General features: G+C 35.4%; 25 protein-coding genes, 1 tRNA gene, 1 pseudogene and 1 riboswitch. Of the genes and pseudogenes, 14 read left to right on the top strand and 13 right to left on the bottom strand.

Annotated elements, in window-relative coordinates; translation table 11 throughout:
• Positions 1-79: 79 nt before the first annotated feature.
• A riboswitch (cyclic di-AMP (ydaO/yuaA leader) is annotated at positions 80-211 on the top strand.
• A gap of 213 nt (positions 212-424) precedes the next feature.
• Positions 425-1,651: a cation:proton antiporter gene (locus HVS_RS15600; protein WP_101303794.1), complete on the top strand. Its 1,227-nt coding sequence runs from the start codon at positions 425-427 to the stop codon at positions 1,649-1,651.
• A gap of 43 nt (positions 1,652-1,694) precedes the next feature.
• Complete coding sequence (locus HVS_RS15605) at positions 1,695-2,027, top strand: hypothetical protein (protein WP_101303796.1); 333 nt, start codon at positions 1,695-1,697, stop codon at positions 2,025-2,027.
• A gap of 145 nt (positions 2,028-2,172) precedes the next feature.
• Here HVS_RS15605 and HVS_RS15610 read toward each other — a convergent pair.
• A pseudogene (locus HVS_RS15610) lies at positions 2,173-2,268 on the bottom strand (glutathione peroxidase); the annotation flags it as partial.
• A 228-nt stretch (positions 2,269-2,496) separates the two neighbouring features.
• Between HVS_RS15610 and HVS_RS15615 the strand changes: the two are divergent.
• From HVS_RS15615 to HVS_RS15635, 5 genes are all read left to right on the top strand, one after another.
• On the top strand, positions 2,497-3,423 hold the full coding sequence (locus HVS_RS15615) for a ketopantoate reductase family protein (protein WP_101303798.1): 927 nt from the start codon (positions 2,497-2,499) through the stop codon (positions 3,421-3,423).
• A gap of 184 nt (positions 3,424-3,607) precedes the next feature.
• Entirely contained in the window at positions 3,608-4,300 is a 693-nt protein-coding gene (locus tag HVS_RS15620; protein WP_101303800.1) for a DUF1449 family protein, read from the top strand.
• 7 nt (positions 4,301-4,307) lie between these two features.
• On the top strand, positions 4,308-5,858 hold the full coding sequence (locus tag HVS_RS15625; RefSeq protein ID WP_101303802.1) for a flotillin family protein: 1,551 nt from the start codon (positions 4,308-4,310) through the stop codon (positions 5,856-5,858).
• 107 nt (positions 5,859-5,965) lie between these two features.
• Positions 5,966-7,426, top strand: coding sequence for an anthranilate synthase component I family protein (locus tag HVS_RS15630; protein WP_101303804.1), 1,461 nt, complete (start codon positions 5,966-5,968; stop codon positions 7,424-7,426).
• Between the two features lie 34 nt (positions 7,427-7,460).
• Positions 7,461-8,270 carry an aminotransferase class IV gene (locus tag HVS_RS15635; protein WP_101303806.1) on the top strand — a complete coding sequence of 270 codons (810 nt, stop codon included), beginning with the start codon at positions 7,461-7,463 and terminating at the stop codon, positions 8,268-8,270.
• A 102-nt stretch (positions 8,271-8,372) separates the two neighbouring features.
• Here the strand turns inward: HVS_RS15635 and HVS_RS17795 are convergent, their stop codons facing one another.
• Together HVS_RS17795 and HVS_RS17420 are read right to left on the bottom strand one after the other, a co-directional pair.
• Complete coding sequence (locus tag HVS_RS17795) at positions 8,373-8,459, bottom strand: dockerin type I domain-containing protein (RefSeq protein ID WP_423230886.1); 87 nt, start codon at positions 8,457-8,459, stop codon at positions 8,373-8,375.
• Complete coding sequence (locus HVS_RS17420; RefSeq protein WP_242971609.1) at positions 8,441-9,487, bottom strand: bactofilin family protein; 1,047 nt, start codon at positions 9,485-9,487, stop codon at positions 8,441-8,443. Before HVS_RS17420 ends, HVS_RS17795 begins: the two co-directional genes overlap by 19 nt.
• A gap of 283 nt (positions 9,488-9,770) precedes the next feature.
• On the opposite strand from HVS_RS17420, the gene HVS_RS16805 reads away from it, so the two are divergent.
• Entirely contained in the window at positions 9,771-10,241 is a 471-nt protein-coding gene (locus tag HVS_RS16805) for a sigma factor (protein ID WP_207654785.1), read from the top strand.
• Positions 10,242-10,298: 57 nt separating this feature from the next.
• On the opposite strand, the gene HVS_RS15650 is transcribed toward HVS_RS16805, so the two are convergent.
• Positions 10,299-10,374: transfer RNA gene (locus HVS_RS15650), tRNA-Thr, on the bottom strand.
• A gap of 154 nt (positions 10,375-10,528) precedes the next feature.
• On the opposite strand from HVS_RS15650, the gene wrbA reads away from it, so the two are divergent.
• Complete coding sequence (wrbA, locus tag HVS_RS15655) at positions 10,529-11,140, top strand: NAD(P)H:quinone oxidoreductase (protein WP_101303811.1); 612 nt, start codon at positions 10,529-10,531, stop codon at positions 11,138-11,140.
• Here the strand turns inward: wrbA and HVS_RS15660 are convergent.
• Positions 11,124-12,557: a dockerin type I domain-containing protein gene (locus HVS_RS15660; RefSeq protein WP_101303813.1), complete on the bottom strand. Its 1,434-nt coding sequence runs from the start codon at positions 12,555-12,557 to the stop codon at positions 11,124-11,126. The genes wrbA and HVS_RS15660 overlap by 17 nt on opposite strands.
• A 440-nt stretch (positions 12,558-12,997) precedes the next feature.
• Between HVS_RS15660 and HVS_RS15665 the strand changes: the two genes are divergently transcribed.
• Positions 12,998-13,648: a methyltransferase domain-containing protein gene (locus HVS_RS15665; RefSeq protein WP_157942937.1), complete on the top strand. Its 651-nt coding sequence runs from the start codon at positions 12,998-13,000 to the stop codon at positions 13,646-13,648.
• Between the two features lie 80 nt (positions 13,649-13,728).
• Positions 13,729-14,223 carry an SEC-C metal-binding domain-containing protein gene (locus tag HVS_RS15670; RefSeq protein ID WP_101303817.1) on the top strand — a complete coding sequence of 165 codons (495 nt, stop codon included), beginning with the start codon at positions 13,729-13,731 and terminating at the stop codon, positions 14,221-14,223.
• 154 nt (positions 14,224-14,377) lie between these two features.
• Here the strand turns inward: HVS_RS15670 and HVS_RS15675 are convergent, their stop codons facing one another.
• Both HVS_RS15675 and HVS_RS15680 read right to left on the bottom strand, forming a co-directional pair.
• Positions 14,378-16,243 (bottom strand): LTA synthase family protein, encoded by a 1,866-nt coding sequence (locus HVS_RS15675; protein ID WP_101303819.1) that lies wholly within the window; start codon positions 16,241-16,243, stop codon positions 14,378-14,380.
• A gap of 290 nt (positions 16,244-16,533) precedes the next feature.
• Positions 16,534-17,490: a Na/Pi cotransporter family protein gene (locus tag HVS_RS15680; protein WP_101303821.1), complete on the bottom strand. Its 957-nt coding sequence runs from the start codon at positions 17,488-17,490 to the stop codon at positions 16,534-16,536.
• A gap of 414 nt (positions 17,491-17,904) precedes the next feature.
• Here HVS_RS15680 and HVS_RS15685 point away from each other — a divergent pair, with 414 nt between their 5' ends.
• From HVS_RS15685 to HVS_RS15695, 3 genes are all read left to right on the top strand, one after another.
• On the top strand, positions 17,905-18,243 hold the full coding sequence (locus tag HVS_RS15685; RefSeq protein WP_101303823.1) for a YtrH family sporulation protein: 339 nt from the start codon (positions 17,905-17,907) through the stop codon (positions 18,241-18,243).
• The gene (locus HVS_RS15690; protein ID WP_101303825.1) at positions 18,240-18,713 is read left to right on the top strand and encodes a sporulation membrane protein YtrI; all 474 of its coding nucleotides are present in this window, start codon (positions 18,240-18,242) and stop codon (positions 18,711-18,713) included. The genes HVS_RS15685 and HVS_RS15690 overlap by 4 nt, the downstream gene beginning before the upstream one ends.
• 138 nt (positions 18,714-18,851) lie before the next feature.
• A complete protein-coding gene (locus HVS_RS15695) occupies positions 18,852-19,550 on the top strand; it encodes a peptidylprolyl isomerase (protein WP_101303827.1) in 699 nt (232 codons plus the stop codon).
• Positions 19,551-19,773: 223 nt separating this feature from the next.
• Here HVS_RS15695 and sigH read toward each other — a convergent pair whose 3' ends face one another.
• The 6 genes from sigH to gltX all read right to left on the bottom strand — a co-directional run bounded on the left by sigH (position 19,774) and on the right by gltX (position 25,928).
• Positions 19,774-20,418 carry an RNA polymerase sporulation sigma factor SigH gene (gene sigH, locus HVS_RS15700; protein WP_101303829.1) on the bottom strand — a complete coding sequence of 215 codons (645 nt, stop codon included), beginning with the start codon at positions 20,416-20,418 and terminating at the stop codon, positions 19,774-19,776.
• Between the two features lie 292 nt (positions 20,419-20,710).
• Complete coding sequence (gene rlmB, locus HVS_RS15705; protein ID WP_412779107.1) at positions 20,711-21,562, bottom strand: 23S rRNA (guanosine(2251)-2'-O)-methyltransferase RlmB; 852 nt, start codon at positions 21,560-21,562, stop codon at positions 20,711-20,713.
• Positions 21,525-22,004, bottom strand: a complete 480-nt coding sequence (locus HVS_RS15710; protein ID WP_101303831.1) for a Mini-ribonuclease 3 — start codon at positions 22,002-22,004, stop codon at positions 21,525-21,527. The genes rlmB and HVS_RS15710 overlap by 38 nt, the downstream gene beginning before the upstream one ends.
• 174 nt (positions 22,005-22,178) lie before the next feature.
• Positions 22,179-23,582, bottom strand: a complete 1,404-nt coding sequence (gene cysS / locus HVS_RS15715) for a cysteine--tRNA ligase (protein WP_101303833.1) — start codon at positions 23,580-23,582, stop codon at positions 22,179-22,181.
• Positions 23,557-24,297: a serine O-acetyltransferase EpsC gene (gene epsC / locus HVS_RS15720; RefSeq protein WP_101303835.1), complete on the bottom strand. Its 741-nt coding sequence runs from the start codon at positions 24,295-24,297 to the stop codon at positions 23,557-23,559. Before epsC ends, cysS begins: the two co-directional genes overlap by 26 nt.
• 173 nt (positions 24,298-24,470) lie before the next feature.
• Entirely contained in the window at positions 24,471-25,928 is a 1,458-nt protein-coding gene (gene gltX / locus HVS_RS15725; RefSeq protein ID WP_101303837.1) for a glutamate--tRNA ligase, read from the bottom strand.
• Between the last annotated feature and the right edge of the window lie 79 nt (positions 25,929-26,007).

Raw genomic sequence — 26,007 nt, forward strand, 5'->3', positions numbered from 1 at the left:
ATTTTCATTCCTCCCTGCTCATCATGGTTCGGAATAAAACCACAGTTATTTGACTTTAAAGCAATAAAATGTTATTCTAAATATAGAAAATCCGAATACCTTTTGGTAATGGGGGAACCAATTTTCAGGGGTGAATCTTAATTTTTTAAGAAGGGCTGCTTGGTGGTCCTAACCCGTCAGCTAACCCCATAGGATGTAACCAAGCGTATGACAAACTCATTTTTGAGTAGGGTGATGCGCTTTTTTCATTTTAACTGTTTGGCATTAAACAAAGGCCCAAGGGAAAAACGCCTTTGGACCTTTGTTTAAGCCAATACATAAAAGAAGGGAAGGTGAGTTTTACTCTTATATTTTGATTAAAAATAGCTAAAATGAAAAGCGCCACCATCATAATTTATAATATTTATGATGTGGAGGAGTTAAGTTGGAGTTAATTTTAAAAATTTGTATTGTTTTATTAGCTGGTGCAATAGGGGGTAAAATAACCAGTCACTTTAAACTTCCTAATGTATCAGGATACCTGGTGGCAGGACTGCTTTTAGGACCATCCTTTTTTAACTATTTAAGCAGTGGAGATATTAATTCCTTTACAATTATTAGTGAGTTTGCCCTGGGTATAATAGCATTTAGCATTGGCAACGAGTTTACCATAAAAGAAATGTCAAAGCTGGGAAAGTCCATAGCAATTATAACCTTTGCAGAAGTTGTAGGAGCTGTAGCTATAGTATTTTCCATTATGTACTTTTTGTTTAACCAGTCCTTTGCATTTAGCGCTGTAATTGCAGCTATGTCAGCATCTACAGCACCAGCAGCAACCTTACTGATAATAAGGCAGTATAATGCAAAAGGACCACTTACAAAAACCATTTTGCCTGTAGTAGCATTAGATGACGTATTTGGAATTGTTTCCTTCGGAATTGCAATGTCATTAGCCAAATTATCTGTAGGGAACCAGCAAACTTCTTTATTTAAAATGTTCAGCGGTCCTTTTATAGAAATAGGAGGCTCTCTCCTGTTAGGACTGGTACTGGGTATTTTATTGTCCCTAATTACTAAAAAAGCTAAGGGCAGGGACGAAATGCAGGTAACATCTTTAGCAGCCATTGGAATTGCTGCAGGTCTGGCACACTATCTCAATCTTTCACCTTTGCTTACCTGTATTATGATGGGAACAACATTGGTAAATTTAGCCCACAAGCCCCAGCGGGTTTTTGACTCAGTGGACGACTTTGCATCACCAATTTATGTGCTGTTTTTCACTTTAGCCGGAGCAAGTCTGGATATAAGCATACTTACTAAGGTTGGTTTGATGGGGGTGGCGTATATCTTTGCCAGGGCTGCAGGTAAAATGCTGGGTTCCTGGGTTGGAGCAAAATCAGTTAAAGCTGATCCTGCAGTAAGAAAGTACTTAGGTCTTTCCTTGCTTCCACAGGGAGGGGTGGCAATAGGGCTTTCAGTATTGGTAAGACAGCAGCTGCCGCAATATGCAACAGATATTACAACAATTATCATGTTTAGCATACTTGTGTACGAATTATTAGGACCGGTTTTTGCAAAGATTGCCCTGCAAAAAGCAGGAGAAATTGACGGTGGAAAGAAAAGAAGGGATTTAGCCAGTAAAAACAACGAAAATCCAAAAATAGCTTACTAAATCCGTACAAGGGAAGGTGAGTATCATTCACGTACTTTTTATAGTGTTAAATGAATTAGATTATTTAGACGATATCCTGGCGGGATTCGTTGATATTGGTTTAAGCGGTGCAACAGTTTTAGACAGCCAGGGTATGGCAAATATCATTGTCAAAAGCAGCAAAGAGCATTCTTTTCTATACGGGCATTTGAAAAAATTTATGCAAGACAGCCGGCCGTACAACAAAACCATCTTTACCGTAATAGAAAAGGAAGAGCTTTTAGATGAGGCTGTATCTGTTGTCCAAAACATTATAGGGCATGCTCCAAGACCCGGCGTGGGTTTTATGTTTAGCATCCCTATTGCAAAAATATACCCTATGGGAATAGAGGAGTAATAAATGTGTTTTTTGTGCTGTAAAAAACGTCTTATAGCTCCGATGGTTATAAGACGTTTTAATTTTAGTATTTTTATTTAAGTACACTGTCTGTTTTTTTATTACACATTATAAAACACTAATTACACTAATTTTTATAGGAGTTTGCCGTATTAACTATAAGTAAAACCTTCCCTCTGTATTCTCCTAGTGAAATCTTGCTTCCATCAACTCTTTCTACCTTAAAATCATATATGCTCATAATTGCCCTCCTTATTTTATTTTTACATATTTGATGCCTGACTCTGTTAAATCCGACATGTAAAAATTTTTAAGCAGCACCTTTTTATTATTCATACCAATTAAAAATAATTTTAAACAATAACTTGTTGCAATACATACTTTTTGTTATTATAAAAGTGACAAAATCAAAAAACTAAAAAACAAATAAGTAATAAATATTTAATAAAATAAACAGAAGGAGAAGTGTATGAAGCCGGCAAATATATTAGTAGTGGGAACTGGTGCAGTTGGAAGCTTTTACGGCGGAAAACTTTCTGTGGCAGGGGCAAATGTAAGTGCCCTTGTAAGGTCTGATTATGAATACTTAAAAGAAAATGGAATAAAAATAAAAAGTATAAATGGTGACTTTGTTTTTAAACCGGACGAAGTTGTACAAAAAGTTGACAACTACTCAAAAACACCTGATTATATAATTGTTTCAACTAAAGTTATTCCAGGTATAAATGTAGAAGAAATAATACGTCCTAAAGTTGGAAAAAATACTGCTATAGTTTTAATCCAAAATGGCATTGATATTGAAGAGCCTGTCGCAAAGGCTTTCCCTGAAAATGAAATTATAAGCTGTCTTGCTTTTATCGGTGTATCAAAAACAGGTCCGGGACAAATTAATCATCAAGAATACGGCCGTATTGTCATAGGTAAATATCCAAAAGGAAAGTCAGAAAAAGTTGAAAAACTTCAAGAAATGTTTAATGCGTCAGATGTCCCATGTATAATAGATGAAAACATAGTAACTGCAAGATGGAAAAAACTCATCTGGAATGCTCCCTTTAATCCGGTATCCGTAATAGGCGGGGGAGTTACCACCGATGTTATTATAAATAACAGTGAATCTTTAAAACTTGTAAAAAATATAATGAACGAGGTTATAGACTTAGCAAATATTTACGGACACAATTTACCTAAAAACCTGGTGGATGAAAATATAGCACTTACTGTAAAAATGAAACCTTATAAAACAAGTATGTTATTGGATTATGAAAATAACCGGCGTCTTGAAGTGGAAGCTATTTTGGGGAATGCTGTAAGGCTTGCCAGAAAGAAAAACTTTCCAGTACCAAACCTGGAAGCAATATATGCTCTGCTTTTGCTTTTAACAGAAAACAATAGATAATAGATGAAAACCATACATAAAAATAAAATTTAAATAAATTTTCTGAAAAAAATAAGTTTTTTATAAAAATAATAGCATATACTGGTTAACTTTTGATATAATTGTAATAACAGATAGATAAAGTTTTATGTTGCTGATAAAATGTGTTGTTTATTTAAATATCATCAAGAAAGGGGGAATATGTTTGGCAGAATGGTGGAACGCCATACCAGACTTTGAGAAATTCTTTTGGTTTTTCGCTATACCTTTTACACTAATTTTTCTCATCCAATTAATAATGCTGTTTATAGGTCTTGGCGATGATGCCGGCGATATACCGGGCGATGCTGACATGTTTGACGGCTCCGGTGTTTTAGACGGTTCTTTAGATGCTCCTTTAAAGGGTTCCGGTGTATTAGACGGTGGTGACCCGCCGGACGGTGTTGATATACCGGATGATGCTGATGACGGCATTTTTTCAAGTGTGTTTAAAGTACTGTCCATTAGAAATATCATAACCTTCTTTACCATATTTGGCTGGGCAGGCATCACATTTTGCAATATCGGGGCAGGTAAAATTATAACTGTTATTGCTTCTATTTTTCTTGCATTGGCAGTAACAATAGTAATATCAATGTTGTTTTTAACCATTATTCGCCTAACAGAAAGTGGAAATGTTAATTTACAAGATGCGGTAGGCCATATAGGAGAAGTATATGTGCCAATACCTGCAAATGAGTCGGGAATCGGCAAGGTACATGTAACTTTTAACGGGGTTTTCAGGGAAATAGATGCGGTAACCCCTGAAGAATCTCTACCCACAGGTACAAAAGTACTAATTATTAAACTTAGGGATGATGATACTTTTGTTGTAACAAAAACTGATATGAAAGGGTGATGGTATCATGTTATGTAAAATAGGACTATCAGGCAGTTTGTTAATTTTAGTTACCATTATTGTAGTTATGATTTTTTCTACTATAATAGCGCTATTCTCAAGGTACAAGAAATGTCCCTCGGACAAAATACTTGTAGTATATGGTAAGGTAGGCAAAAACAAAGAAGGTGGTACGCGTTCTGCAAAGTGTATTCATGGCGGAGCCGCTTTCATATGGCCTATAATCCAGGATTACAGCTTTTTAGACCTCAAACCAATATCCATTGAGGTAATGCTGCAAAGTGCATTAAGCAGACAAAACATAAGGGTTGATGTCCCGTCAATATTCACAGTGGCTATATCTACAGAGCCAAGTACAATGCAAAATGCCGCTGAAAGACTTTTAGGCTTAAAGCAGGATGAAATAGCAGCACTGGCAAAGGATATTATTTTTGGTCAGCTAAGACTTGTAATAGCTACAATGGAAATTGAAGAAATAAATTCTGACAGGGATAAGTTTTTAAGCAATGTCACTGCAAACGTTGAAGCTGAATTAAAGAAAATAGGTTTAAGACTTATAAACGTTAACGTAACGGATATAAACGATGAATCAGGATACATAGATGCCCTTGGTAAGGAAGCAGCTGCAAAAGCCATCAACGATGCAAAGAAAAGCGTTGCAGAAAAGAACAGGGACGGTTCTATAGGTGAGGCTAACGCAAAAAGAGACGAAAGAATTAAAGTTGCAGAAGCTAACGCAGCAGCCGTGGAAGGGGAAAATAACTCTCAAATAACAATAGCAATGTCAGAAGCAATTAGAAGAGAAAAGGAAGCAGAAGCCAATAAAAGGGCTATTGCAGCAGAAAAAGTGCAACAGGCTAAAGCCCTTGAAGAGGCATATCATGCAGAAGAAGAAGCAGAAAAAGCAAGGGCAAACAGGGAAAAAGCTACCCGTGAAGCAGACGTCATCATTCCTGCTGAAATTGAAAAGAGAAAAGCACAAATTGACGCTGATGCAGAAGCTGAAAAAATCCGCATTAAAGCCAAAGGGGAAGCAGATGCAATATTTGCCAGGATGGAAGCTGAAGCAAGGGGTATAAAAGAAATAATGACCAAACAGGCGGAAGGTTTTGAAAAGATAGTAGCAGCGGCTGGCGGGGATGCTCAAAAGGCAGTAATGCTTATGGTAGCTGACAAACTTCCTGAACTTATAAAAACACAAGTTGAAGCAATTAAAGGAATTAAAATTGATAAAATTACTGTCTGGGACAGTATGGGTAATGGAAAAGGCACACCTTCAACAGCAAATTTCCTATCAGGAATGTTTAAATCCATCCCACCTTTGAAGGATTTATTTAATATGGCAGGCATGGAGCTTCCTGATTATTTAGAAGGTGAGAAAAAAGAAAACAAAGATGAAAACAGTAAAACAGTAAATGAGGATAATGCTGAGGACAGTGTATATAAAGATTCAGATAAAAACTTAAGTGAAAAATTAGATGAAAAATTAGAAGGGAATTTAGAAGAAAACCAAAAAGAAAATGATTTTAACAACCCCGATTTCCCTGGTTTGTTCTGATTTTTGCCTGACTGTTTAACAGGCTTAATTGACTTAATTTGCCATTTAATTTGCGTTTGTATATTTTATTTGCATTTATCTATTTATTTGGCTATGAGGAGTGAAATATGGCTGTACAATTTCATATAAAAACCTTTTCCACACCTTCAGATGCATTTTATATTTATAAGCTTGTGGAAAATGGTAAAGACTGCATTTTTTTAGACAGTTCAAAAAGGGAACTTCCCTATGGCGGGTATAGCATAATTGGCGTAAATCCGTTTTTAACTGTAAAATATGAAAATAATTGTGTTTATGAAAAAGCCGGAGGGGAATCTTTTTCCCCGCTGGGTACAAATATAAATGTATTTGATTATTTAAAAGAAAAAATTCAAAAATACAAACTCAATAATTCTACAGACCTCCCTTTTATAGGAGGGGCTATAGGATATTTCAGTTATGATTTTGGGTGCCGTCTTAAAAATATTAAAATGCCTGCAAAACAAATTGCATCGATTCCTGAAGTATACTTTGTTTTTTATGACAATGCCGTCATTATTGACCACAGCACTAAAAAAGTATCCGTTACCGGGCTTGGAATTCTACAAGACTCTGAAAAAAGTGTTGATGCTTTAGTTACTCTAATAAAGAATAATAAATTTATAAAAAATAATGAATTTAATAATAAGTGTGCTGGTAATGTTGAAAATAAATACATTAAGAATAAACAAGAAGTTTTCGAAAAGGCAGTGCCCAAACCTTTTTTTAAATCCCCTTTTTCCAAAGTAGAATATTTAGAGGCGGTTAAAGAATTACAACATTACATCCGTAAAGGTGATATTTATCTTGCTAATATGACTCATACCTTCTCCGGTGTTTTTCAAAACAATCCTCAAGACACTTATGAAAACTTACGAAAGGTAAATCCTGCCCCATTCTCGGCGTTTTTGCCTTTAGACGGGTTTTATGTCTTGTGTTCATCCCCGGAAAGGTTTTTAAAAGTCAAAAACGGAATTGTTGAAACACGCCCTATAAAGGGCACCATTCCAAGGGGACAAACCCCTAATGAGGACGAAATAAACAGGCGGACTTTAGAAAACAGTGAAAAAGATAAATCTGAACTTGCAATGATAGTGGAACTTGAGAAAAACGACCTGAAAAAGGTGTGCAAAGAAGACACTGTGAGGACTGTTGAACTTTTTAAAGTTGAATCCTTTGCCACGGTTTTTCATTTGGTAGCTACCATAACCGGTATCTTAAAGGATGGCTGTACCTCTGTAGACTGTATGAAAGCAATGTTTCCAGGCGGCTCTATAACTGGGGCTCCAAAACTTAGGTCTATGGATATTATTTCCGGATTGGAAAGAAACCAAAGGAATATATATACAGGTTCAATTGGCTACTTTGGATTTGACGGGAATGCAGATTTTAATGTTGTCATAAGGAGCATTTTAATAAAAGACAAATATGCACATATTGGTGTTGGGGGCGGCATCACCAGCCAATCAGACCCCATGTGGGAGTACAATGAAACCATTGCAAAAGCAATTGCCCTGTTTAAAAGCCTGAATGCAGACTATTTAATTTAAAACCGGGTGTTTAAAAATCCTGTGGAGGTATATTATGGGGGAAAAAAACAGTTATTTAAAAGATGAAATTATATATGATGATATTATATATATTGATGAAGAGAAAAACCAAGCTGTATTATATAAAGTGGATGAAGGTCTTCAATTTGGCATTGGTTTTTTTGAGACCATTTTAATAAGGGAAAAAGCATACTTTTTAAAGGAACATCTCCAGCGCCTTAATAACAGTTTGAAAAAATTCGGGCTCGAGAATTATGTGCCTTTTGAGGCTGTGGAAAAATTGATACAAGCTCGTTCTTTAAAAAATACCGCTTTAAAAATAATTGCCACGGAAAAAAACATTTTTGCCATGACCCGCCCTATTTCATATAATTTAGAAACATACCAAAAGGGAAGAAAAGTAACCATTAGTAATGTGATAAAAAGCAGCCACTCTAAGCTTTTGACTCATAAAACCCTAAACTTTGGCGAAAATATCTTGGAACTCCGGAAGGCAAAAGAATCAGGATTTGACGACTGCCTGTTTTTAAATGAAAAGGGTCATATTACAGAAAGCGCTGTTGCCAATTTATTTATCATTTATAAGGACAAAATATTAACCCCTCCCGTCTCTGATGGACTTTTGCCCGGGATTATCCGCCAAAAAGTTATTGAAAATTTCACCGTTTATGAAGAACACATCACTAAAGAACAGCTTAAATCCTCCCAAGGAGGCTTTTTAACAAACAGTTTATTGGGAGTTGCAGCTATTTCATATGTTGAAGATGTAAAAATGCCTATCCACCCATTATGTACTGAAGTGGCAAAATTCTTTGGGGAAATGATCCCGCAAAATGGCACTTGAAAGTAGCAATAATCGGCGGTGGATTGTCAGGCATTATTAAAGCCCGTAAAAAACCTCCTTCACATTTGATTCACCAAACATGAAGGAGGTTTTTTATTTTTTTTATTTATATGTAATGATATATCTTTTTAGCATTGACGCATCCACTGAATTTATTACTCCATCATTATTTAAATCGCCGTAAAGTATAGATTTTTCTTCTGTCTCGAGTACTTTCCATACCTGCGCTTCATTTCTGAATAAATAACCGGTTTCCAAAGACTTATTTCAAGTATGTTAAACATTGAATTTGGATAATCTATAAAAACAACAGTTTGCACTTTATCTCCGCTTAATCTTACCCTGTGTGTTCCATTTGCCTCAAAATTACGTACTGCATTTGAATTATTTCGTTCGTTCCTTTGATAAAAATCACCTTTTACTTCCAATGTTCCTGCTCTTAAAATACTACCATTATCGCTAATTGAATGCATAACAAAATCTCCAAATACTTGTACATAATCTTTTTCATTTAACATTGCTAACTTAGCATCTACTTGCCCGCCTTCAAAAGATTCAATGTAATAACTTTCGTATACTATTAAATTTCCGTTATTTACAGAGATCCTTCCTTCAGTATGCCATAAATTTCCTTTTGCTACAAGTGTATGCCCATTTAAATCTATATTGGCTGTAATTATCAGGTCACCACCATTTAATTTTAGTTTATGATTTGATTTTGCAACAAAGTTTTCGCTACTGCCAGATCCCTTTTGTATAAAATTACCTTTCACTTCCATAACTCCGGCAGAAAAAACATTGTAGCCACTCCCCATTGCTGAATTCATCACAAAATCCCCAAATACCTTTACAGTATCAAAATCTTTGGACATTACCAAAGTTCCATCTGATTCATCGCCTTCAATTGTTTCAATGTAGTAGTTGCCCTTTACCTCCAATGTGCCTCCGTTTATTCTCAAACTTCCATCTACATGCCTCAATGTTCCTTCTACGATGAGATTATGCCCATTTAAATTCACATTACCACCACGAATTAACAAGTTACCTTCAACTACAAAATTTCCGCTTAACGTCAAATTTTCACTTATTACGCTAGCATATACCTCTTCCTTTTGCTCCATTCCTTCTTCTGTTTGAACCTGTGCATGTGAATTTAACACACATAGAAAAACGCATAAAAAGGAAATAAGAATTGCACTACATAACTTCTTTTTCATATTAAATTCTTCCCCTTGTAATAAATTTATTTTTATCTATGAGTTGTATTATATCTAAATATGTTAATATTTGTCAACCCAAAAATTAAATTTTTTTTTAAAAATTACTTTCATCTAAAACAAAATTTTTACTGAATACTCAGCATGATCCTTTGATATTTTAATTTTTGCAACAATATTAAAATCAGAATTTTTTAGTGTAAAGGTAGCTGGATTCTTTAAAAAAGTTGTTTCCATTAAATTGCAATATTATAAAGATAAAATATATTCATTTATTTTTAAAATGACGTTATCAAAGGAAGATACGGAGGACATCCTTCAAGAAACATTTATAAGTGTATTTAAAAACCTTTATAAATATAATAGCAGCTGGAAAATTACCACCTGGCTTTATAAAATTGCCGTTAATGTTAATAAAAATGTAAATAAAGCCGATAAAAGTGTAAATACTTCTATGGCACAAATTGTCAGGAAAATTAAGAAATTCAGACGGATTAAGGCTGGTTTAAAATCTTGTAAAGGAGATGTTGGCTTAATGGCACGGAGAAGAAAAAAATACGGATTTAGTTTTTCCTGGAAAAGGGCAACCGGAATATCCGGTATGAAACAAAAAATAGCCAGAAAAACAGGGATACCCACTACTAAAACCGGAAGGCAGCAAAAAATAGGAAGGATAGTGACCGGCGGCGGATGCTTGGTAAGTATAATAGGTTTTATAGCAGTTTTATTCACAATAATTTTAATTTTCACATAAACATAAAAATAAGCCACTGAAACCTTTAAAATTCAATAGTTTCAGTGGCTTTAATCCTGGAGCCCTCAACCGGGATTGAACCGGTGGCCTCATCCTTACCATGGATGCACTCTACCAACTGAGCTATGAGGGCACTGCTGGAAACACAACAATTATAACATTAATTTTTAAATATGTCCAGCATTATTTTTTTCATTTCTTTGAAATTTTTTAATAACAAATTTACGTTTAACAAATAAATATATGGTTATATATCTATTAAAAAACAAAACTAAGGAGCTGATTTTATGAAAATACTAATTGTATTTTATTCTGCTTACGGACACACGTACAGAATGGCAGAAGCTGTTGCTGAAGGGGCACGGGAAGTTGAAGGTGCGGAAGTTATTTTAAGAAGAGTACCTGAAACCCTCCCCGAAGACTTACTAAAACAAATTGGAGCTTTCGATGCTGCAAAAGTCTTTGAACATATACCCATATGCACCGTTGATGAATTGGCTGAAGCGGATGCAATAATTTTCGGAACCCCTACCCGTTTTGGAAATATGGCAGGACAAATGAGGCAGTTTTTAGACGGAACAGGGGGACTTTGGGCAAAAGGTGCACTGGTTGGAAAGATCGGCAGTGTATTCACAAGTACTGCCACACAGCATGGCGGCCAGGAATCAACTATACTAAGCTTTCATACCACATTACTTCACCACGGAATGATTATTGTAGGTCTGCCTTATACTTTTACCGAACAAAATACACTGGAAGAAATTATGGGCGGTTCTCCATACGGAGCTGCAACCATTGCCGGAAATGACGGAAGCAGGATGCCGTCTGAAAAAGAACTGGCCGGTGCCAGATTCCAAGGAAAATATGTAGCTGAAATTGCAGCTAAACTAACAAAATAATAAATCTGTAATTTCCTACTGGAAACTCATTAATTATCTCAAGCAAATATCTTTTCAAAATAGCGGCATCCAGTGTATCTATCCTGCCGTCTCCGTTTAAATCCGCCGCCTCTTTAGCATAGGGGCCGGGTAAATTATTTATAACCTCTAATATATATCTTGAAATTAATACATAGTCATTTGAATTTATAATCCCATCGCCATCAAGATCCCCATATACCAAAACCGTCCCGGTTTTAGAAAGTCTTATTTCCTCTATTCTCAAAACTTTAGCAGTTCCCGTCCCCTCAATTCTCAAGTAATTCACATTCTTTAAATTTGCCCCGAAATCTTTAAGGGGTATTTTAATTTCTTTATATTCTGTAGTCAAATTCCCGTAGTCTGACAGGGAAACACCGTGATTTGAGCCGTCGTTTAAAATAATCCTTACAGACTTTTCTTCCCCGCCGGAGCCTCCCTTTATATTTAAAACAAGATGACTGTAAGAAGAAATATCCCTGTTTATATATGTATCAAAGGATTCAGGACTGTTTCCTCCATTATAGAAAAAATACAAATTGGTATTGGCTTCTAAATTGTAAAGCCCGCCATTTCTAATAATCTTTTCCCCCAAATCATTTTTAGCAGAATCCCATTGGGCAGAACTGTTAAAATCATCTATAACCAAACTCTCACCCGTAGCTTCCTCTGCCGATACAGCCATGGACCCTGGAGGCACATTCACGGTTTTTCCGTCTGAAAAAGATACCGTTATTGGGGAATTCCCGTAGTTATAAGCCACATATGTCTTTTTCCCCTCTTTATTAAACACAGCATAAACCGGGTGACTGGAAGTAACATTTCTGTACACATGGCCAACGGCATTAAAATTATGTATCCAATGATAAGTGTGTGCTTTTGAATTTCCGGCCTCCAACCAGTTTGAGCTGTCGTCAATGCCTGCCTCCATCTGGTTTATTGCATCAGCAGGGTCTGACATTGCCCGGTACATCCATCTTGTATCAGGAAATACCTGGACTTGGGAATGCCCTATTGTAAAATCATCAGGAGTATCTTCCGGCAAGTTCATCCATCCACAAATGGCATCCTTGTTTGCAAATATTGAAGGTCCCGGGTAATATACCTGTATACCTTCTTTTTTATTTATCACTGCAAGGGGATGGGGGTATTGTCTCTCTGAATACCGCAAAAAAGCTGTAGAACTCCACCAGTCATTTGTTGACATGGGTCCTTTTAAATTATTCGTCCTGTATATTGTGGGCAGGACATTTTCCGCACCCGGGGGCAAAACAGTGGAATAGCTTCCCTTTCCCACTTTTACTTCCCATTCAGATGACAATACATTATTCTTTGGAAATATAAAAACTGTGCACAGCATTACCAAAACACAAATTATTGTATTAACCCTCTTAAGCAAAAAATTTCCCCCTCACTTTCTTTAAATACCTTTATGCAATCCTTTCACAAAAATTATATCATATGCCATTAATAGCTACAATTTAATAGCTGTAATTTAATAATTTCAATTCAATAATTGCAATTTAATAACTTCCAAATTTAATAACTGCCTATTTAATAGCTGGCAATTTAATAGGCACCCATTTAATAGCTTCAATTTTATTGCTCCAATTTTATGCCTTCAATCGAACCAGCACTTTTAAAGTTTTTCTAAACTAAAACATTACCACTTGTACATAAAGACGTAAAAATGCTATAATCTTAATGTTAAAACGGCATGTGTAAAAAGACAGCTTGAATTAAAACAGCTCAAATTAAAAAACTTGTAGCTTTATTAAACATTTAGCCGTATTAAACTTGTAAACCTTATTAAAATAGTTTGCAAAGGATTTGTTTACATTGAAGGTACTAAAGGGAAAAACAACAGTTGATTTTTTTGATTTTGACAAAATAACTGAAGGATACAATTCAATAATTGTGGACATTGGGACGGGCAATGGCAGATTTGTATATAAAAATGCTAAAAAAAACCCCGACATTTTTTATGTAGGAATTGACCCCGTCTCTGAAAACATGGCAGAATACGCCTCAAAATCCATAAAGAAGCCGTCTAAAGGGGGTATTTCCAACGCCCTTTATGTTGTTGCAGCTGCAGAAGAAATGCCACGGGAACTATACAATAAAGCAGACAAAATATATGTAAACCTTCCCTGGGGAAGTTTGCTGGAGGGAGTGGTAAAGGGAAACCCTGTCATATTAAATAACATTGTAAATATTTCCAAGCCCTCAAAGGCTCATTTGGAAATTTGGTTTACATATAACGACCTTCATGAAGCAGGGGAAATCAGCCGGAGAAATCTCCCTTCCCTTTCTGTTGAATACATTGAAAAAACCCTTTTTCCAATATATCAGTCCTGTGGAATTGATATTTTTCAAATTGACATAGTGGACAATGAGGATTTAAAAGAATTTGACACCCAGTGGTCAAAAAGGCTAGGCTTTGGAAGAGCCAGAGATGTATTTAGAATAAAAGCTGTTATAAAAAAATAAATTGTGCTATAATAATTTTCATGATAATTTTAAAAATTTAAAATACATAAAAAAAAATAAGAAGGAGAGATAAATTACAAATGAGTATATACAGTGAATGGAAAGACCTCACAGACATAGAAAGAAGTGAAGAAGAGCAGAATAAATTTTGGAATGATTATCTCATTCAAGAAAAAAATGTCTATGAGTATATACTTACCCATCATGATGAAGTTGTAGAGGGAACTGTAAGTGAACTTGCAAAAAAATTTGAAATGGAAAACACACACTTTTTAGGTTTTTTAGACGGAATTAATGACAGTCTGGTAAAAGAGCTGGACTTAGATGCATTAGAAGAAGATTCCAATGTAAAACTGGAAGTTGACTTTAAAAAACTATTTTATAATATGCTGGATGCTAAAGCCCACTGGCTCTATAATTTACCAATGTGGGACAATATTTATTCAAAAGAAGAACGTGACAAGATGATTAAAGATTACAACAGGTCAAAAATAGCAGTTAGCAATAAAATAGGCAGAAACGAACCTTGCCCGTGCGGAAGCGGCAAGAAATACAAAAAATGCTGCGGCCAGTAAAAACGGTCAAAAACGGTTAACAACCAGAAATGATTAAAAACGGAAAATGGTTAAAAGATGATAATATGTGAAATAAAAGAGGCTGTCGCACAAGCACTTAAAAAATGCTTTGCACAGCCCTTTTTGATATCTTTAACTTATACTTTAACCTAATTTATTTTTTAAATAAATCCTTTGTAATAATGAGATCAGACACCCGCAGCTCTTTCAAGTAAGAAGAAATTTCTTCTTCAAAAAGCTCTAGATCCAACATTGTCCCATCGCTATAGTCATACACATTCCTGGAACAATTAATATACACATACTCATCTGTAACTATGGTGCCGTTTCTAAATATTGCATACTCCTTATCTGTATTTAACAAATCTTTTCCTAAGGCATACGGGAAATCAAATCCCATCATGTTGGATATAGTTGGCAAAATGTCAATTTGTCCGCCTATACGGCTTATTACCTCCGGAGTATTTTGATTAGGGTACTTTATCATAAGGGGTACTTTTTGAAGCTTTGCCCATATATCTTCCCTTTCCTCCAAGCCTAAAAATTCATAAAGCTCCTTTGCATTTACTATTGGGATAGCCTTGTGGTCCCCGTATAAAACCAGCAAGGTATCATCAAATAAATCACGCCTTTTTAGCTCATCAATAAAATAGCCAATGCATTTATCAGCATAATGTGCAGCCTTTATATAATTTCCTAAATAAGTTCCCTGCAGTTCACCAACGTCAAAATCATAATCTTCAAAGTAGTCAAAAGGATGGTGGCAGGAAAGGGTCACAAAAAAGCCGTAAAAGGGCTTATTTGTATCAATTTTATCAAAAGACTGCCTGAAAAAGGACATATCGCTTAAAGCCTCACCATGCCAGCCTACAAATTCATCCAATTCATAGTCTTTTTCACTAATGTACTTATCAAACCCAAGGGTCTCATACATTACATTCCTGTTCCAAAATACCTCATCATACCCGTGGAAGGCATATGTATCATACCCCTTTTCTTTCAGTACCTTAGGCAGGGAATGATAAGTATTTTCATAAAACCTGTAATACACCGCTCCTTCTGCCACAGGGTACAGGGAGGTATTGCATAAAAACTCTGCATCAGATGTATTTCCCCCTGCTGTCTGATAATATATATTGTCAAAATAAATACTTTCATTTATAAATTTATTTAAATTAGGAGTTATTTCCTTCCCGTTTATAGTTCTGCCTATTATAAAGCTCTGAATAGCTTCCATTTGCACTATAATAAGGTTCTTACCCTCTGCAATGCCTGAATATCTTCCTCCGGTCCTTTCTTTATTCTTAGTTTCAAACATATTTTTAATCATTTCTTTTTCTTCATATGTAATGTCGTCATCCTCAGATAACTTTTCCCTTATAAATAATTTTGTGCTGTAAAAATGAGAGTAAAAAACCCCTAAATTTTGTGCAGAATAGTTGTTACTGTATGCAAAGGCTGTAATTTCCACTTTACCGTAGACACTTAAAAAGGTTAAAACACCCACTAACAATAAAACCAGTGACCTTATCGTCCTTTTGTAAAACTGTATTTCTCCCACTCTGTTTTTTAAAACAATGAGACCTGCCACCATTACAGGAAAATCAATGATAAAAATTATATCAGCTACATTAATAAGGCTTGATATACTCTGATTAATTGAATTCATTATCCTGCTGTCAAGATTGCTAAATACAGGTATTGTGATTACGTCATAATAATACCTGAAAAAATTAGTATCTGCAATTAATAATGCAGTTAAAAGAATGTTTGTAACAAACAAAGCCTGAATTCTTTTTTTGTTAAACACCAGTGCTATAAAAGCACATATCATCAATATAATTGCAAAAGTTGATATTGTCATCATTAAATTGGTAAAAGAAAAATATGGCTCATTATTTATGTTAGTGGTAAATTGAAAATATATGCATTTTATTAAAATAGCAAAGATAAAAAAAATCCAATAAAATGCTTCCCCGTAATGTGGATTGTCTTTTATATCCCTTACAACTTGCAACATAGTAAATTAACCCCTGTTCTATATATTTTATTTTAGTTTTATAACTTAATGCTTTATACTATTGCTTTTGTGAATATTTAACAGCTAAAGTTGATAATTATTTTTTAACAATTCTTCTATTAACTATTTTACTACAAAATATTAAAGAATGTCATAATATTTTATAATAATTTTGTGAACATTATGTAAACATTTTATTACCCCTTTATTAATTTTATTAACATTTATATAATGATATTTTATTTTTATTATATATTTATATAAAAAAAATCATATAAAATAAATATTTTTTAATTTTTATCAGGTACCATCCATTCAATAAATTTTACATAGTATTTCGTAAAAGGTAAAAACAGTACAGCACTAAATATATTAAAAATAGTATGGGCATTGGCTATAAGTTTATTTTTGTCCTGTCCCACATAATATGTAATTCCCTGTACTATTTTAACAAATGGCATGAAAAAAACAAGAGCAATAAGCACACCAATTATATTATACATGGTATGTGCCCAGGCAGCCCTTTTCCCGTGTACGCTCATTTTGAAACTTGCCATCTGGGCGGTAATACAAGTTCCGATATTGTCCCCAAACATAAGGCCCAAAGCTGCATCTAAACTTATTAAGCCGGAATTAAAAAGAGCTATTGTTACTGCCACCGTTGCACTGCTGCTGTGTACCAGCATGGTGCTTATCACCCCTGCAAAAATACCCAAAAGGCAGTTTTGCCCATACTTCTGGAATATCCCGTGTAAAAAAGCGCTATCCTTCATACATGACACACTCAGGTTTAAAATGTTAAAGCCTGAAAACATAAGTCCAAGCCCTATAACCCCAGAACCTAAACTTTTTATTGATTTTTTCCCGGACATGCATCTTATGAGAATGCCAAGCAGCACAATAAAATATGCTGCTTTATCCACTTTTATGGACATAAGCTGTGCAGTAATTGTTGTCCCGATATTTGCACCGTATATTATTCCAACCGCCTGGGGTAGCTTTATTAAGCCGGAATTTACAAGTCCTACAGTTATAACCGTCACTGCTGTACTGCTCTGCACCAGTGCCGTAAGGAAAGTACCTGTTAAAAATGCAGTAAAAACCCTCCCGGTAAATTTAGAAAGCAGCTTTTTTATAAACTTTACATTTGCTTTTTCAAGGCCGCTGCTCATTAAATTTACCCCGTACATAATTAAACCCGTTCCAACTACAAAATTTAAAACTATTAAGAGTATTTTCAACTTCATAACCCTTCCCCCGTATTTTCCCTTATATTCCGCTTATTTTTCCTGTTACTTATCCTGATATATCTCCAGGTATTTCTCCTTGTATTTATCCTGATATCTCTTTGATACTTCTCCTTGTATTTATTCTGATATCTCTTTGATACTTCTCCTTGTATTTATCCTGATATCTCTTCTGGTATTTCTATTCTTGCACTTATCTGATAACTCTCTTGGTATTTCTGCTGATTTTATTCCGGTAATTCCGAATTTTTTTCCGGTAACCCCGAAGTTTTTTATATAGAAATTTATGCTAATGGTCTTGTATCTATGAACCGCTTTTTTTATACCGCTTTTTAAGAAAAAAACCTAAAAGAATAAACCCTTTGTCTTTGTCATAGGATATAGAGAAATAATCTAAAAGATATGGTGACAAATATGTCTTTTCTTCCAAGCAATATAATATATAATTTTTTAATATCCTTTGGTGTAATTGTAGGCGCAAGCCTTTTAGCGGGAATCGGGGCACTTATTAACGACCACCCCCCTTTAAAAACCATGTTTAACATCGCCGGCTCGGTAAAAATCTGGGCAGTAGCCGTTGCTTTAGGAGGAACATTTTCTTCCTTTGAAGCAATAGAAAAGGGCATATTCAAAGGGGAAATAAAATCAATTATAAAGCAAGCCGTTTACGTTGTGGTAGCGGTTTTAGGTGCAAATATGGGGTACGGGTTTATAAGGCTAATTCAAAAGTGCGGAGAGTCAATAATAAAATGAAAACTATAGCGGTTAAATTTTTAATTTCCTCTATAACAGGACTTTTAGCCGGTATTTTAATTGGCTGCACAGCAATGACATGTTTAATCAGCTACAGGATTGACAGCTACCACGAAAAAATAGTATCTTTAGAAAATACTGTGGAAGAGACCAAAATAAAATATACAAAACTCAAAGAGTCTTTAGAGGAACTGGACAAAAATAAATTTATTGTGGAAGATATCGTAGTTTATTTAATTTATGATAATGTGGAAAAAGATATTTTTGATAAAATACAATTTGAAAAATATATAAAAAAACAATATGAAAGCATATTGGGAAAAGAAGTTGATACTCTTGACATGGAGCTTTTGACAAATGTTGTGGACAGGGATGTTTTTATTTTGGAAGAAAAAGAATACAGACTCAAAGTGGAAAGAATACTTTTATCAAAAGTCTTTAAAATATGGGTATCCATTAAGGAAATCTAAACAATTGCGCATAATTAAAGTTTAAAGAAAGTGTAAACAATTATTTAAATTTAAACAGCACTTATTGAAAAACACCTCAAAATACTGTTTAATATAAGTAGTCCAAAGAACAAATCATAACATGAGGTGAAGTAAAATATGTTTAAAAAAATATCTATTGTTTTTTTAACCATAGCACTTTTATTTGGCATTGCAGCCTGCAAATCAAACTCTAAGGAAAATAGCGCAGGAAGTGAAGGGGAAAACAAATTTGAGCAGCTAAATCCCCCCAAGCCAGGGGACAAGATTGCAATTATGACTACAAGTATGGGGGAAATAAAAATAAGACTTTTCCCTGATATAGCACCAAAAGCTGTTGAAAATTTTACAACCCATGCAGAAAACAGGTATTATGAAGGTGTAATTTTTCACAGGGTAATAAACGATTTTATGATCCAGGGCGGTGACCCACAAGGTACCGGCAGAGGCGGCGAAAGCATCTGGGGCGAGCCTTTTGAAGATGAATTTCACGACTCCTACCGCCACTACAGGGGTGCCCTCTCAATGGCCAACAGAGGACCTGATACAAACGGAAGCCAGTTTTTTATAGTGCAAAATAAAAAAGTGGATTATGCATCTCTGAGAGCTGCAGGACAGGCCGGAACCGACAAGGAAATATTGGAAAAATACACTGAACTTGGTGGAACTCCGCATCTTGACGGCCGCCACACAGTATTTGGACAGGTTTATGAGGGACTGGATGTTGTGGATAAAATAGCAGCCGTAGAAGTGGATGGAAATGATAAACCTGTTGAAGATGTTAAGATAATAAGTATCGAAATTAAAACATTTGAATAAAAATACATTGAAGACAAAATTAAGGCTACAAAGGTTATAATTAATCTTTGTAGCCATTTTTCTTCTCACTTTTATAATTACTTTTTACTTACTATTTAAGCTTTCTACCGCCTTTTATAATAGCTTATTATAGCTTTATTGTAACTTTTATAAAGCTTTCATATAAACCCTTTCAAAGAATATACAATAAGCTGCTTGCGGCTTTTACAAACTGCTTTATCATTTATGATCTGCTTTCTTCAAAATGCTTTTCCAACTTACGCTTCACCCTTTGCAGGGCATTATCTATTGATTTTACATGTCTGTTTAAATCCTCGGCAATCTCCTGATAGGATTTTCCTTGTAAGTACCGCGTTAAAACATCGCATTCTAAGCCGCTTAAAATCTCATTCATTTTTGTCTCAATACCTGAAAACTCTTCACGGCTTATAACCATTTCCTCAGGATCGCTAACCCTTTCCTCACTTATTATATCCATGAGTGTACGGTCGGACTCTTCATCAAATATGGGTTTGTTGAGGGAAACATACGAATTTAACGGAATATGCTTTTGCCTGGTAGCAGTCTTTATTGCTGTTATAATCTGCCTGGTTATGCAGAGCTCTGCAAAAGCACGGAAAGATGAAAGCTTGTCCCCCCTGTAATCCCTTATTGCTTTATAAAGGCCTATCATTCCTTCCTGGATTATGTCTTCTCTGTCCGCTCCAATGAGAAAGTAGGTTCTTGCCTTTGCACGGACAAAACCTTTATACTTGTTGATTAAATACTCGAGGGCCTTATCATCACCAGCTCTGCTATCTTCAACTATTTCTTCATCAACCATGGTACTAAAAACTTTTGCTGTTTCCATTTGCGCGTTTGACTTCAAAATAACGCCCCCTTTTATTTTGTTAACTATAAGGTTTTAAGGCTAGATATACAGAATAGGAATAAATACGAAAAACTGAACATAAATAGATAAGCAGTTTTTCACTCAAAATTAAAGCACACCCATTGACATTATACATTAGAGTCAATCCATCTGTCAAGTGCTATTTGCCACTTTCCATACTTTAAGTAAAGTAATTACTGTGTATCTAAGCCTTATTATTTTTTAAATAAACCGTTTGTATTATTATCGGCATTTTATTTTTTTACTATAGTAGATAAACTAAAGATTCTTAAAGATTTCTTTGTCTTAAAACTTCATACATAATTACAGCACCTGCTACGGCTACATTCAGGGAAGATATATTACCCTTCATGGGTATATTTACAATAAAATCGCATTTTTGAGAAACGAGTCTGCTCATTCCTTCCCCTTCACTGCCTAAAACCAGTGCAAGCGGTCCTTTCAGGTCACTTTGGTAAAATGTCTTCTCACCCGAAAGATCCGTTCCCACTATCCATATATTTTTCTTTTTTAAATACTCTATAGTTTGTCCAATATTAGTAACGCGCGCTACCGGCACATACTCAATGGCACCTGCCGAAGCTTTAGAAACAGCCGCATTAAGACCTGCTGCCCTTCTTTTGGGGATGATAACCCCATGGACACCGACTGCATCTGCAGTCCTTAAAATAGAACCTAAATTATGTGAATCTTCTACACCGTCCAGGATGACAATAAAAGGTTCTTCCCCTTTTGACTGTGCAATTTCTAAAATATCATCAACTTCAACATAATCCTTTGCAGCAACATATGCAATTACTCCCTGGTGGGCGTAGGTAGTTGAGATTTTATCCAAGTTAGACCTGTCTGTTTCCTGTATTACAATTCCTCTTTCCCTGGCTAAAGCAATTATGTGATTTATAGAACCTTCCTTATTTCCCTTCTGGACCAATAGCTTATTTATTGTTCTGTTGGCCTTTATGGCTTCTAATACAGGATTTCTCCCCTCTAGTATATCCGGATTGATATCCAGGTTGGAATTTTTCTTGTTGTTACTCTCCCTATTGTTGTTATTCCCCATACTTTTCCCATTGTTTTTCTTATTATTTTTCACATTCTTTTTTCCCATGTTCTTTGCCATAATCTATATTAGTCTCCTCCGTATCTCCTAAAACAGCTATTTCAAGTATATACATTAAACGCTTGTACCTTTTCTTTAAATACAAATACCCTATCAGGGATTCAAAACCTGTAGCATATCTATAGTCAGCAACATTGGCGTTTTTAGGGACGGTGCCGGATTTGGCATTCCTCCCACGCCTTACTATGTCCAGTTCTTCATCATTTAAAACGTCCATTATTCTATGTATTATATCCGATTGGGCTTTTGCCTTTACATAATTAATGGACTTTTTGTGAAGCACATGCACAGGGGCATTCCCTTTGCTTACCAAAAATGTACGCACAAAGACCTCATATACAGAATCACCCACATATGCCAGTGCCAATGGTGACAAACTGTTTATTGCATTTTCACTAAATTCAAATCTCTCTACAAAACCACAACATGTTTCTTCAGACATATTTTACCTCTAATGAGTCATGACAATTTACCGGACACCTTATCCGATACTTTATTTTCCAACACTCTATTTTGTAACATCAGCATCATATACTATTAATATTATATAACACTAAATATAATATAACATCATTATTATCAATATTATATAACATCAATGCTTTCAAGTAAATATTTACCGTTTGTCATAAATCACTTTTACTCCCTGATGGGTATCTTGTAATGTTATTCCCATTTCTTTTAACTTGTCCCTGATTTCGTCAGCTTTCTTCCAGTTCTTTTCCTTTCTTGCCTGCTGCCTTCTTTCAATAAGTTCTTGTATTTCTTTATCGAGTTTTTTCTCCTTCTTCTTTAAACCTATTCCCAAAACTTCTCCCAGTTCCCTTAAAAGAGACAGTGCTTTTTCAATTATCCCCTTGGACGAACCAGCATTAATATTTGTATTGCTTTCTTTCACTATATCAAAAATTGCAGCAATTGCATCTGCAGTATTTAAGTCATCATCCATGGCTTCTATAAATTTTCCTTTTAAACCGTCAAGTTTTTTTGCTACTTCTTTTTCCTCATCAGTAATTTCTGATTTATCTGCATTTTCCATTAAATACTCTAAATTTTCAATACAAGTATAAATTCTGTCCAGCCCGCTTTCAGCCTGTTCTAAAAGCTTCCTGCTAAAATTTATGGGACTTCTGTAGTGGGCAGAAAGCATAAAAAACCTTATTACTTCATAGTCAAATTCTTCTACGATATCCCTTACAGTAAAAAAGTTTCCTTTGGACTTGGACATTTTTTCATTGTCCACATTTATAAAACCGTTGTGCATCCAGTACCTTGCAAAAGGCTTCCCATGGGCAGCTTCACTCTGGGCAATCTCATTTTCATGGTGTGGAAATATCAAATCCTGTCCCCCGCTATGTATATCAATTGTCTCTCCTAAATACTTGTTTGCCATTGCAGAGCACTCTATATGCCATCCCGGTCTGCCTTTCCCCCAGGGACTTTCCCAACAGGGCTCCCCTGGCTTGTGTTTTTTCCACAACACAAAGTCTAAGGCGTCCCTCTTTTTAGAGTCAACTTCTACCCTAGAACCAACTTCCAAATCTTCTATTGACTGGTGAGATAATTTTCCATACTCCTTAAATTTCCTGGTGCTAAAATACACATCCCCGTCCACATTGTACGCAAATCCTTTTTCTTCAAGTTTCTTTATAATGTCTATTATTGCATCTATATTTTCAGTAGCCTTAGGATGAATGGTAGCTTCCCTGATGCCAAGACCCTTTGCATCTTTAAAATATTCATCAATGTATTTTTGGGCAAGTTCATATACCTCTACTCCCTCTTCACTTGCCCTCTTTATCATCTTATCATCAATATCTGTAAAGTTCTGGACAAATTTGACCTTGTACCCTTTGTACTCAAGATACCTTCTCAAAGTGTCAAATATAATAAAGGGTCTTGCATTTCCAATATGAAAATAATTATATACTGTTGGTCCGCAGGAATACATTTTAACTTCCTTTTCATCAAGAGGCTTAAAATCTTCTTTTTTTCTAGTTAGAGTGTTGTATATCTTCATTACCTGTCTCCTTCCTATCTTTGCACGCTTTTTTTAATATATCCTTAGACAAATCAACCTTTTCGTCTTCCATTTTTATCCCATGTTTTTCCAAAAGCTTCTCCATTCTTTCCATCCTGGCAATAAGCTTGCACAATTCCTGGGCGATAGGGTCACCTATATTTATCTGGTCAAGTTCAACTGAAGGTGCAATTCTCTGGTCCCCTCTCTTCACTGCCCTCCCCGGCACACCTACCACTGTAGTATTAGGCTCCACTTCTTCTAAAACCACAGAATTAGCCCCTATCCTTGCATTGTCCCCTACTTTAAATGGACCTAATATCTTAGCTCCCGTGCTTATAAGAACATTATTACCCACTGTAGGGTGCCTTTTTCCCTTATCCTTTCCGGTACCGCCAAGAGTGGCATTATGGTATATAGTACAATTATCACCAATTTCAGCAGTCTCCCCTATAACAATACCCATTCCGTGGTCGATAAAAAGCCCTTTCCCTATTTTTGCCCCCGGATGTATTTCTACGCCGGTCAAAAACCTGTTGATCTGGGAAATCAAACGGGCAATGAAAAATAGCTTTTTACAGTAAAACCAGTGGGCTATTCTATGAAGACACACTGCATGAAACCCTGAATACAGCAAAATAACTTCTAAAATACCCTTTGCTGCAGGATCCCTTTCGGCAATAGATTTTGCATCTTCAATTAATTGCTTAAACATAAATAAAACCTCTCACATTCCAACTCATTTTAAATTAATATAATTAGCCGGATATTCTTTTTAAAATACTCCTATTATACTATAATTATATCTACCAAAAAGTGCCCCTAATTAATCAAAATTTTTTTATCATTTTATCAAAATCATAGTGTAAAGTAAATAGATAAAACCCTTTACAGGTAGTTTTCTCTTATCCAGTTTATGCGCTTAATGATTTTTTCCTTTCCTAAAACTGATATTATGTCATACAGCTCCGGTCCGTGCATTTGTCCTGTAAGCATAACACGGATAGGCATAAATAAATTTTTCCCCTTTATTCCTGTTTCCTTTCCAATTGTTTTAAATACGCTCTTTCCAAATTCCTCATCTATAACGTCTGCTTCATTGACTTTAGAAATTAATGCATCCATCAGCTGTGGAACTTGCTCACCCTTTAACACCTCCAGGGTTTCATCATTTTCAGGGGATATTTCATCATTAAAAAATATTTTTACCTTTTCCGTTATTTGCGCCACATAATCCAAACTATGTTTTACAGCTTTTACCATCTTTTTAATCCATTCATACGTCTCACCGTCAACTTCTTCACCAATAAAACCTGCCTTTTTAAGGTGAGGTATAGCCATATCGGTTATTCTCTCTAAGGACGCATTTTTTATATACTGTGAATTCATCCAGTTGAGCTTTTCATTGTCAAAAACCGCCGGGTTTTTTGATACCCTCTCAAGAGAAAACTGAGATATAAGCTCATCAATGGTAAAAAACTCTTCTTCAGTTTCCGGAGACCATCCCATAAGGGCAAGGAAATTTACAATGGCTTCCGGCAAATACCCTAAGTCCCTGTACTGCTCAACCCATGTAGCCCCATGCCTTTTACTCATTTTGGTCCTGTCATGCCCTAATATCAATGATACGTGGGCAAACTGAGGCTTTTTAAAACCTAAAGCGTCATATATCAATATTTGCCGCGGGGTGTTTGAAAGGTGTTCCTCCGCCCTTATTACATGGGTTATTCCCATAAGGTAATCATCAACTACAACTGCAAAATTATAAACAGGGATACCGTCAGACTTTACAATTATAAAATCCCCTACCCCGTTGCTGTCAAATTCCACATGACCTCTTACTATGTCGTCTATTTCTATAATCTGATCCTTAGGAACTCTTAGCCTGATGGTAGGTTTTCTGCCTTCAGCCTCATATTTTTTTATTTGTTCTTCTGTAAGATTGCTGCACTTGCCGGAATACCCAAGCATATCTGAATTTGCTTCTTCAAGGCGCTTTCTCTCTTCTTCCAGCTCCTCCTGGGTGCAGTAGCAGTAATATGCCTTGTCCTCTTCTAAAAGTTTATCTACATATTTTTTGTATATCTCTCTTCTTTCTGTAGACCTGTAAGGGCCGTTTTCACCACCTGCATCTATACCTTCATCCCAGTTAATACCAAGCCACTTCAAATCATTTATTATAACCCGCTCTGATTCAACAGAAGACCTTACTAAATCAGTATCCTCTATACGCACTAAAAATTTACCGTTGTGTTTTTTGGCAAATAAATAATTAAATAATGCCGTCCTGGCTCCACCTATATGTAAATGTCCTGTAGGGCTGGGAGCAAATCTAACTTTTACCATTTTCCACCTTCTCCTCTCATCGCTTTTTTATTTTAAAAAACCACCACAGTTATTATCATATTTAAATATTGCTATTTGT

This window comes from Acetivibrio saccincola (genome assembly GCF_002844395.1).
Classification (GTDB): domain Bacteria; phylum Bacillota; class Clostridia; order Acetivibrionales; family Acetivibrionaceae; genus Herbivorax; species Herbivorax saccincola.

Excerpts from the sequence above, each read along its gene's own strand:
- HVS_RS15615 (WP_101303798.1), top strand. The coding sequence starts at position 2,497 with ATGAAGCCGGCAAATATATTAGTAGTGGGAACTGGTGCAGTTGGAAGC.
- HVS_RS15625 (WP_101303802.1), top strand. The coding sequence starts at position 4,308 with ATGTTATGTAAAATAGGACTATCAGGCAGTTTGTTAATTTTAGTTACC.
- HVS_RS15630 (WP_101303804.1), top strand. The coding sequence starts at position 5,966 with ATGGCTGTACAATTTCATATAAAAACCTTTTCCACACCTTCAGATGCA.
- HVS_RS15635 (WP_101303806.1), top strand. The coding sequence starts at position 7,461 with ATGGGGGAAAAAAACAGTTATTTAAAAGATGAAATTATATATGATGAT.
- HVS_RS17420 (WP_242971609.1), bottom strand. The coding sequence starts at position 9,487 with ATGAAAAAGAAGTTATGTAGTGCAATTCTTATTTCCTTTTTATGCGTT.
- HVS_RS16805 (WP_207654785.1), top strand. The coding sequence starts at position 9,771 with ATGACGTTATCAAAGGAAGATACGGAGGACATCCTTCAAGAAACATTT.
- wrbA (WP_101303811.1), top strand. The coding sequence starts at position 10,529 with ATGAAAATACTAATTGTATTTTATTCTGCTTACGGACACACGTACAGA.
- HVS_RS15670 (WP_101303817.1), top strand. The coding sequence starts at position 13,729 with ATGAGTATATACAGTGAATGGAAAGACCTCACAGACATAGAAAGAAGT.
- HVS_RS15675 (WP_101303819.1), bottom strand. The coding sequence starts at position 16,243 with ATGTTGCAAGTTGTAAGGGATATAAAAGACAATCCACATTACGGGGAA.
- HVS_RS15680 (WP_101303821.1), bottom strand. The coding sequence starts at position 17,490 with ATGAAGTTGAAAATACTCTTAATAGTTTTAAATTTTGTAGTTGGAACG.
- HVS_RS15685 (WP_101303823.1), top strand. The coding sequence starts at position 17,905 with ATGTCTTTTCTTCCAAGCAATATAATATATAATTTTTTAATATCCTTT.
- HVS_RS15690 (WP_101303825.1), top strand. The coding sequence starts at position 18,240 with ATGAAAACTATAGCGGTTAAATTTTTAATTTCCTCTATAACAGGACTT.
- HVS_RS15695 (WP_101303827.1), top strand. The coding sequence starts at position 18,852 with ATGTTTAAAAAAATATCTATTGTTTTTTTAACCATAGCACTTTTATTT.
- rlmB (WP_412779107.1), bottom strand. The coding sequence starts at position 21,562 with ATGGCAAAGAACATGGGAAAAAAGAATGTGAAAAATAATAAGAAAAAC.
- HVS_RS15710 (WP_101303831.1), bottom strand. The coding sequence starts at position 22,004 with ATGTCTGAAGAAACATGTTGTGGTTTTGTAGAGAGATTTGAATTTAGT.
- cysS (WP_101303833.1), bottom strand. The coding sequence starts at position 23,582 with ATGAAGATATACAACACTCTAACTAGAAAAAAAGAAGATTTTAAGCCT.
- epsC (WP_101303835.1), bottom strand. The coding sequence starts at position 24,297 with ATGTTTAAGCAATTAATTGAAGATGCAAAATCTATTGCCGAAAGGGAT.
- gltX (WP_101303837.1), bottom strand. The coding sequence starts at position 25,928 with ATGGTAAAAGTTAGATTTGCTCCCAGCCCTACAGGACATTTACATATA.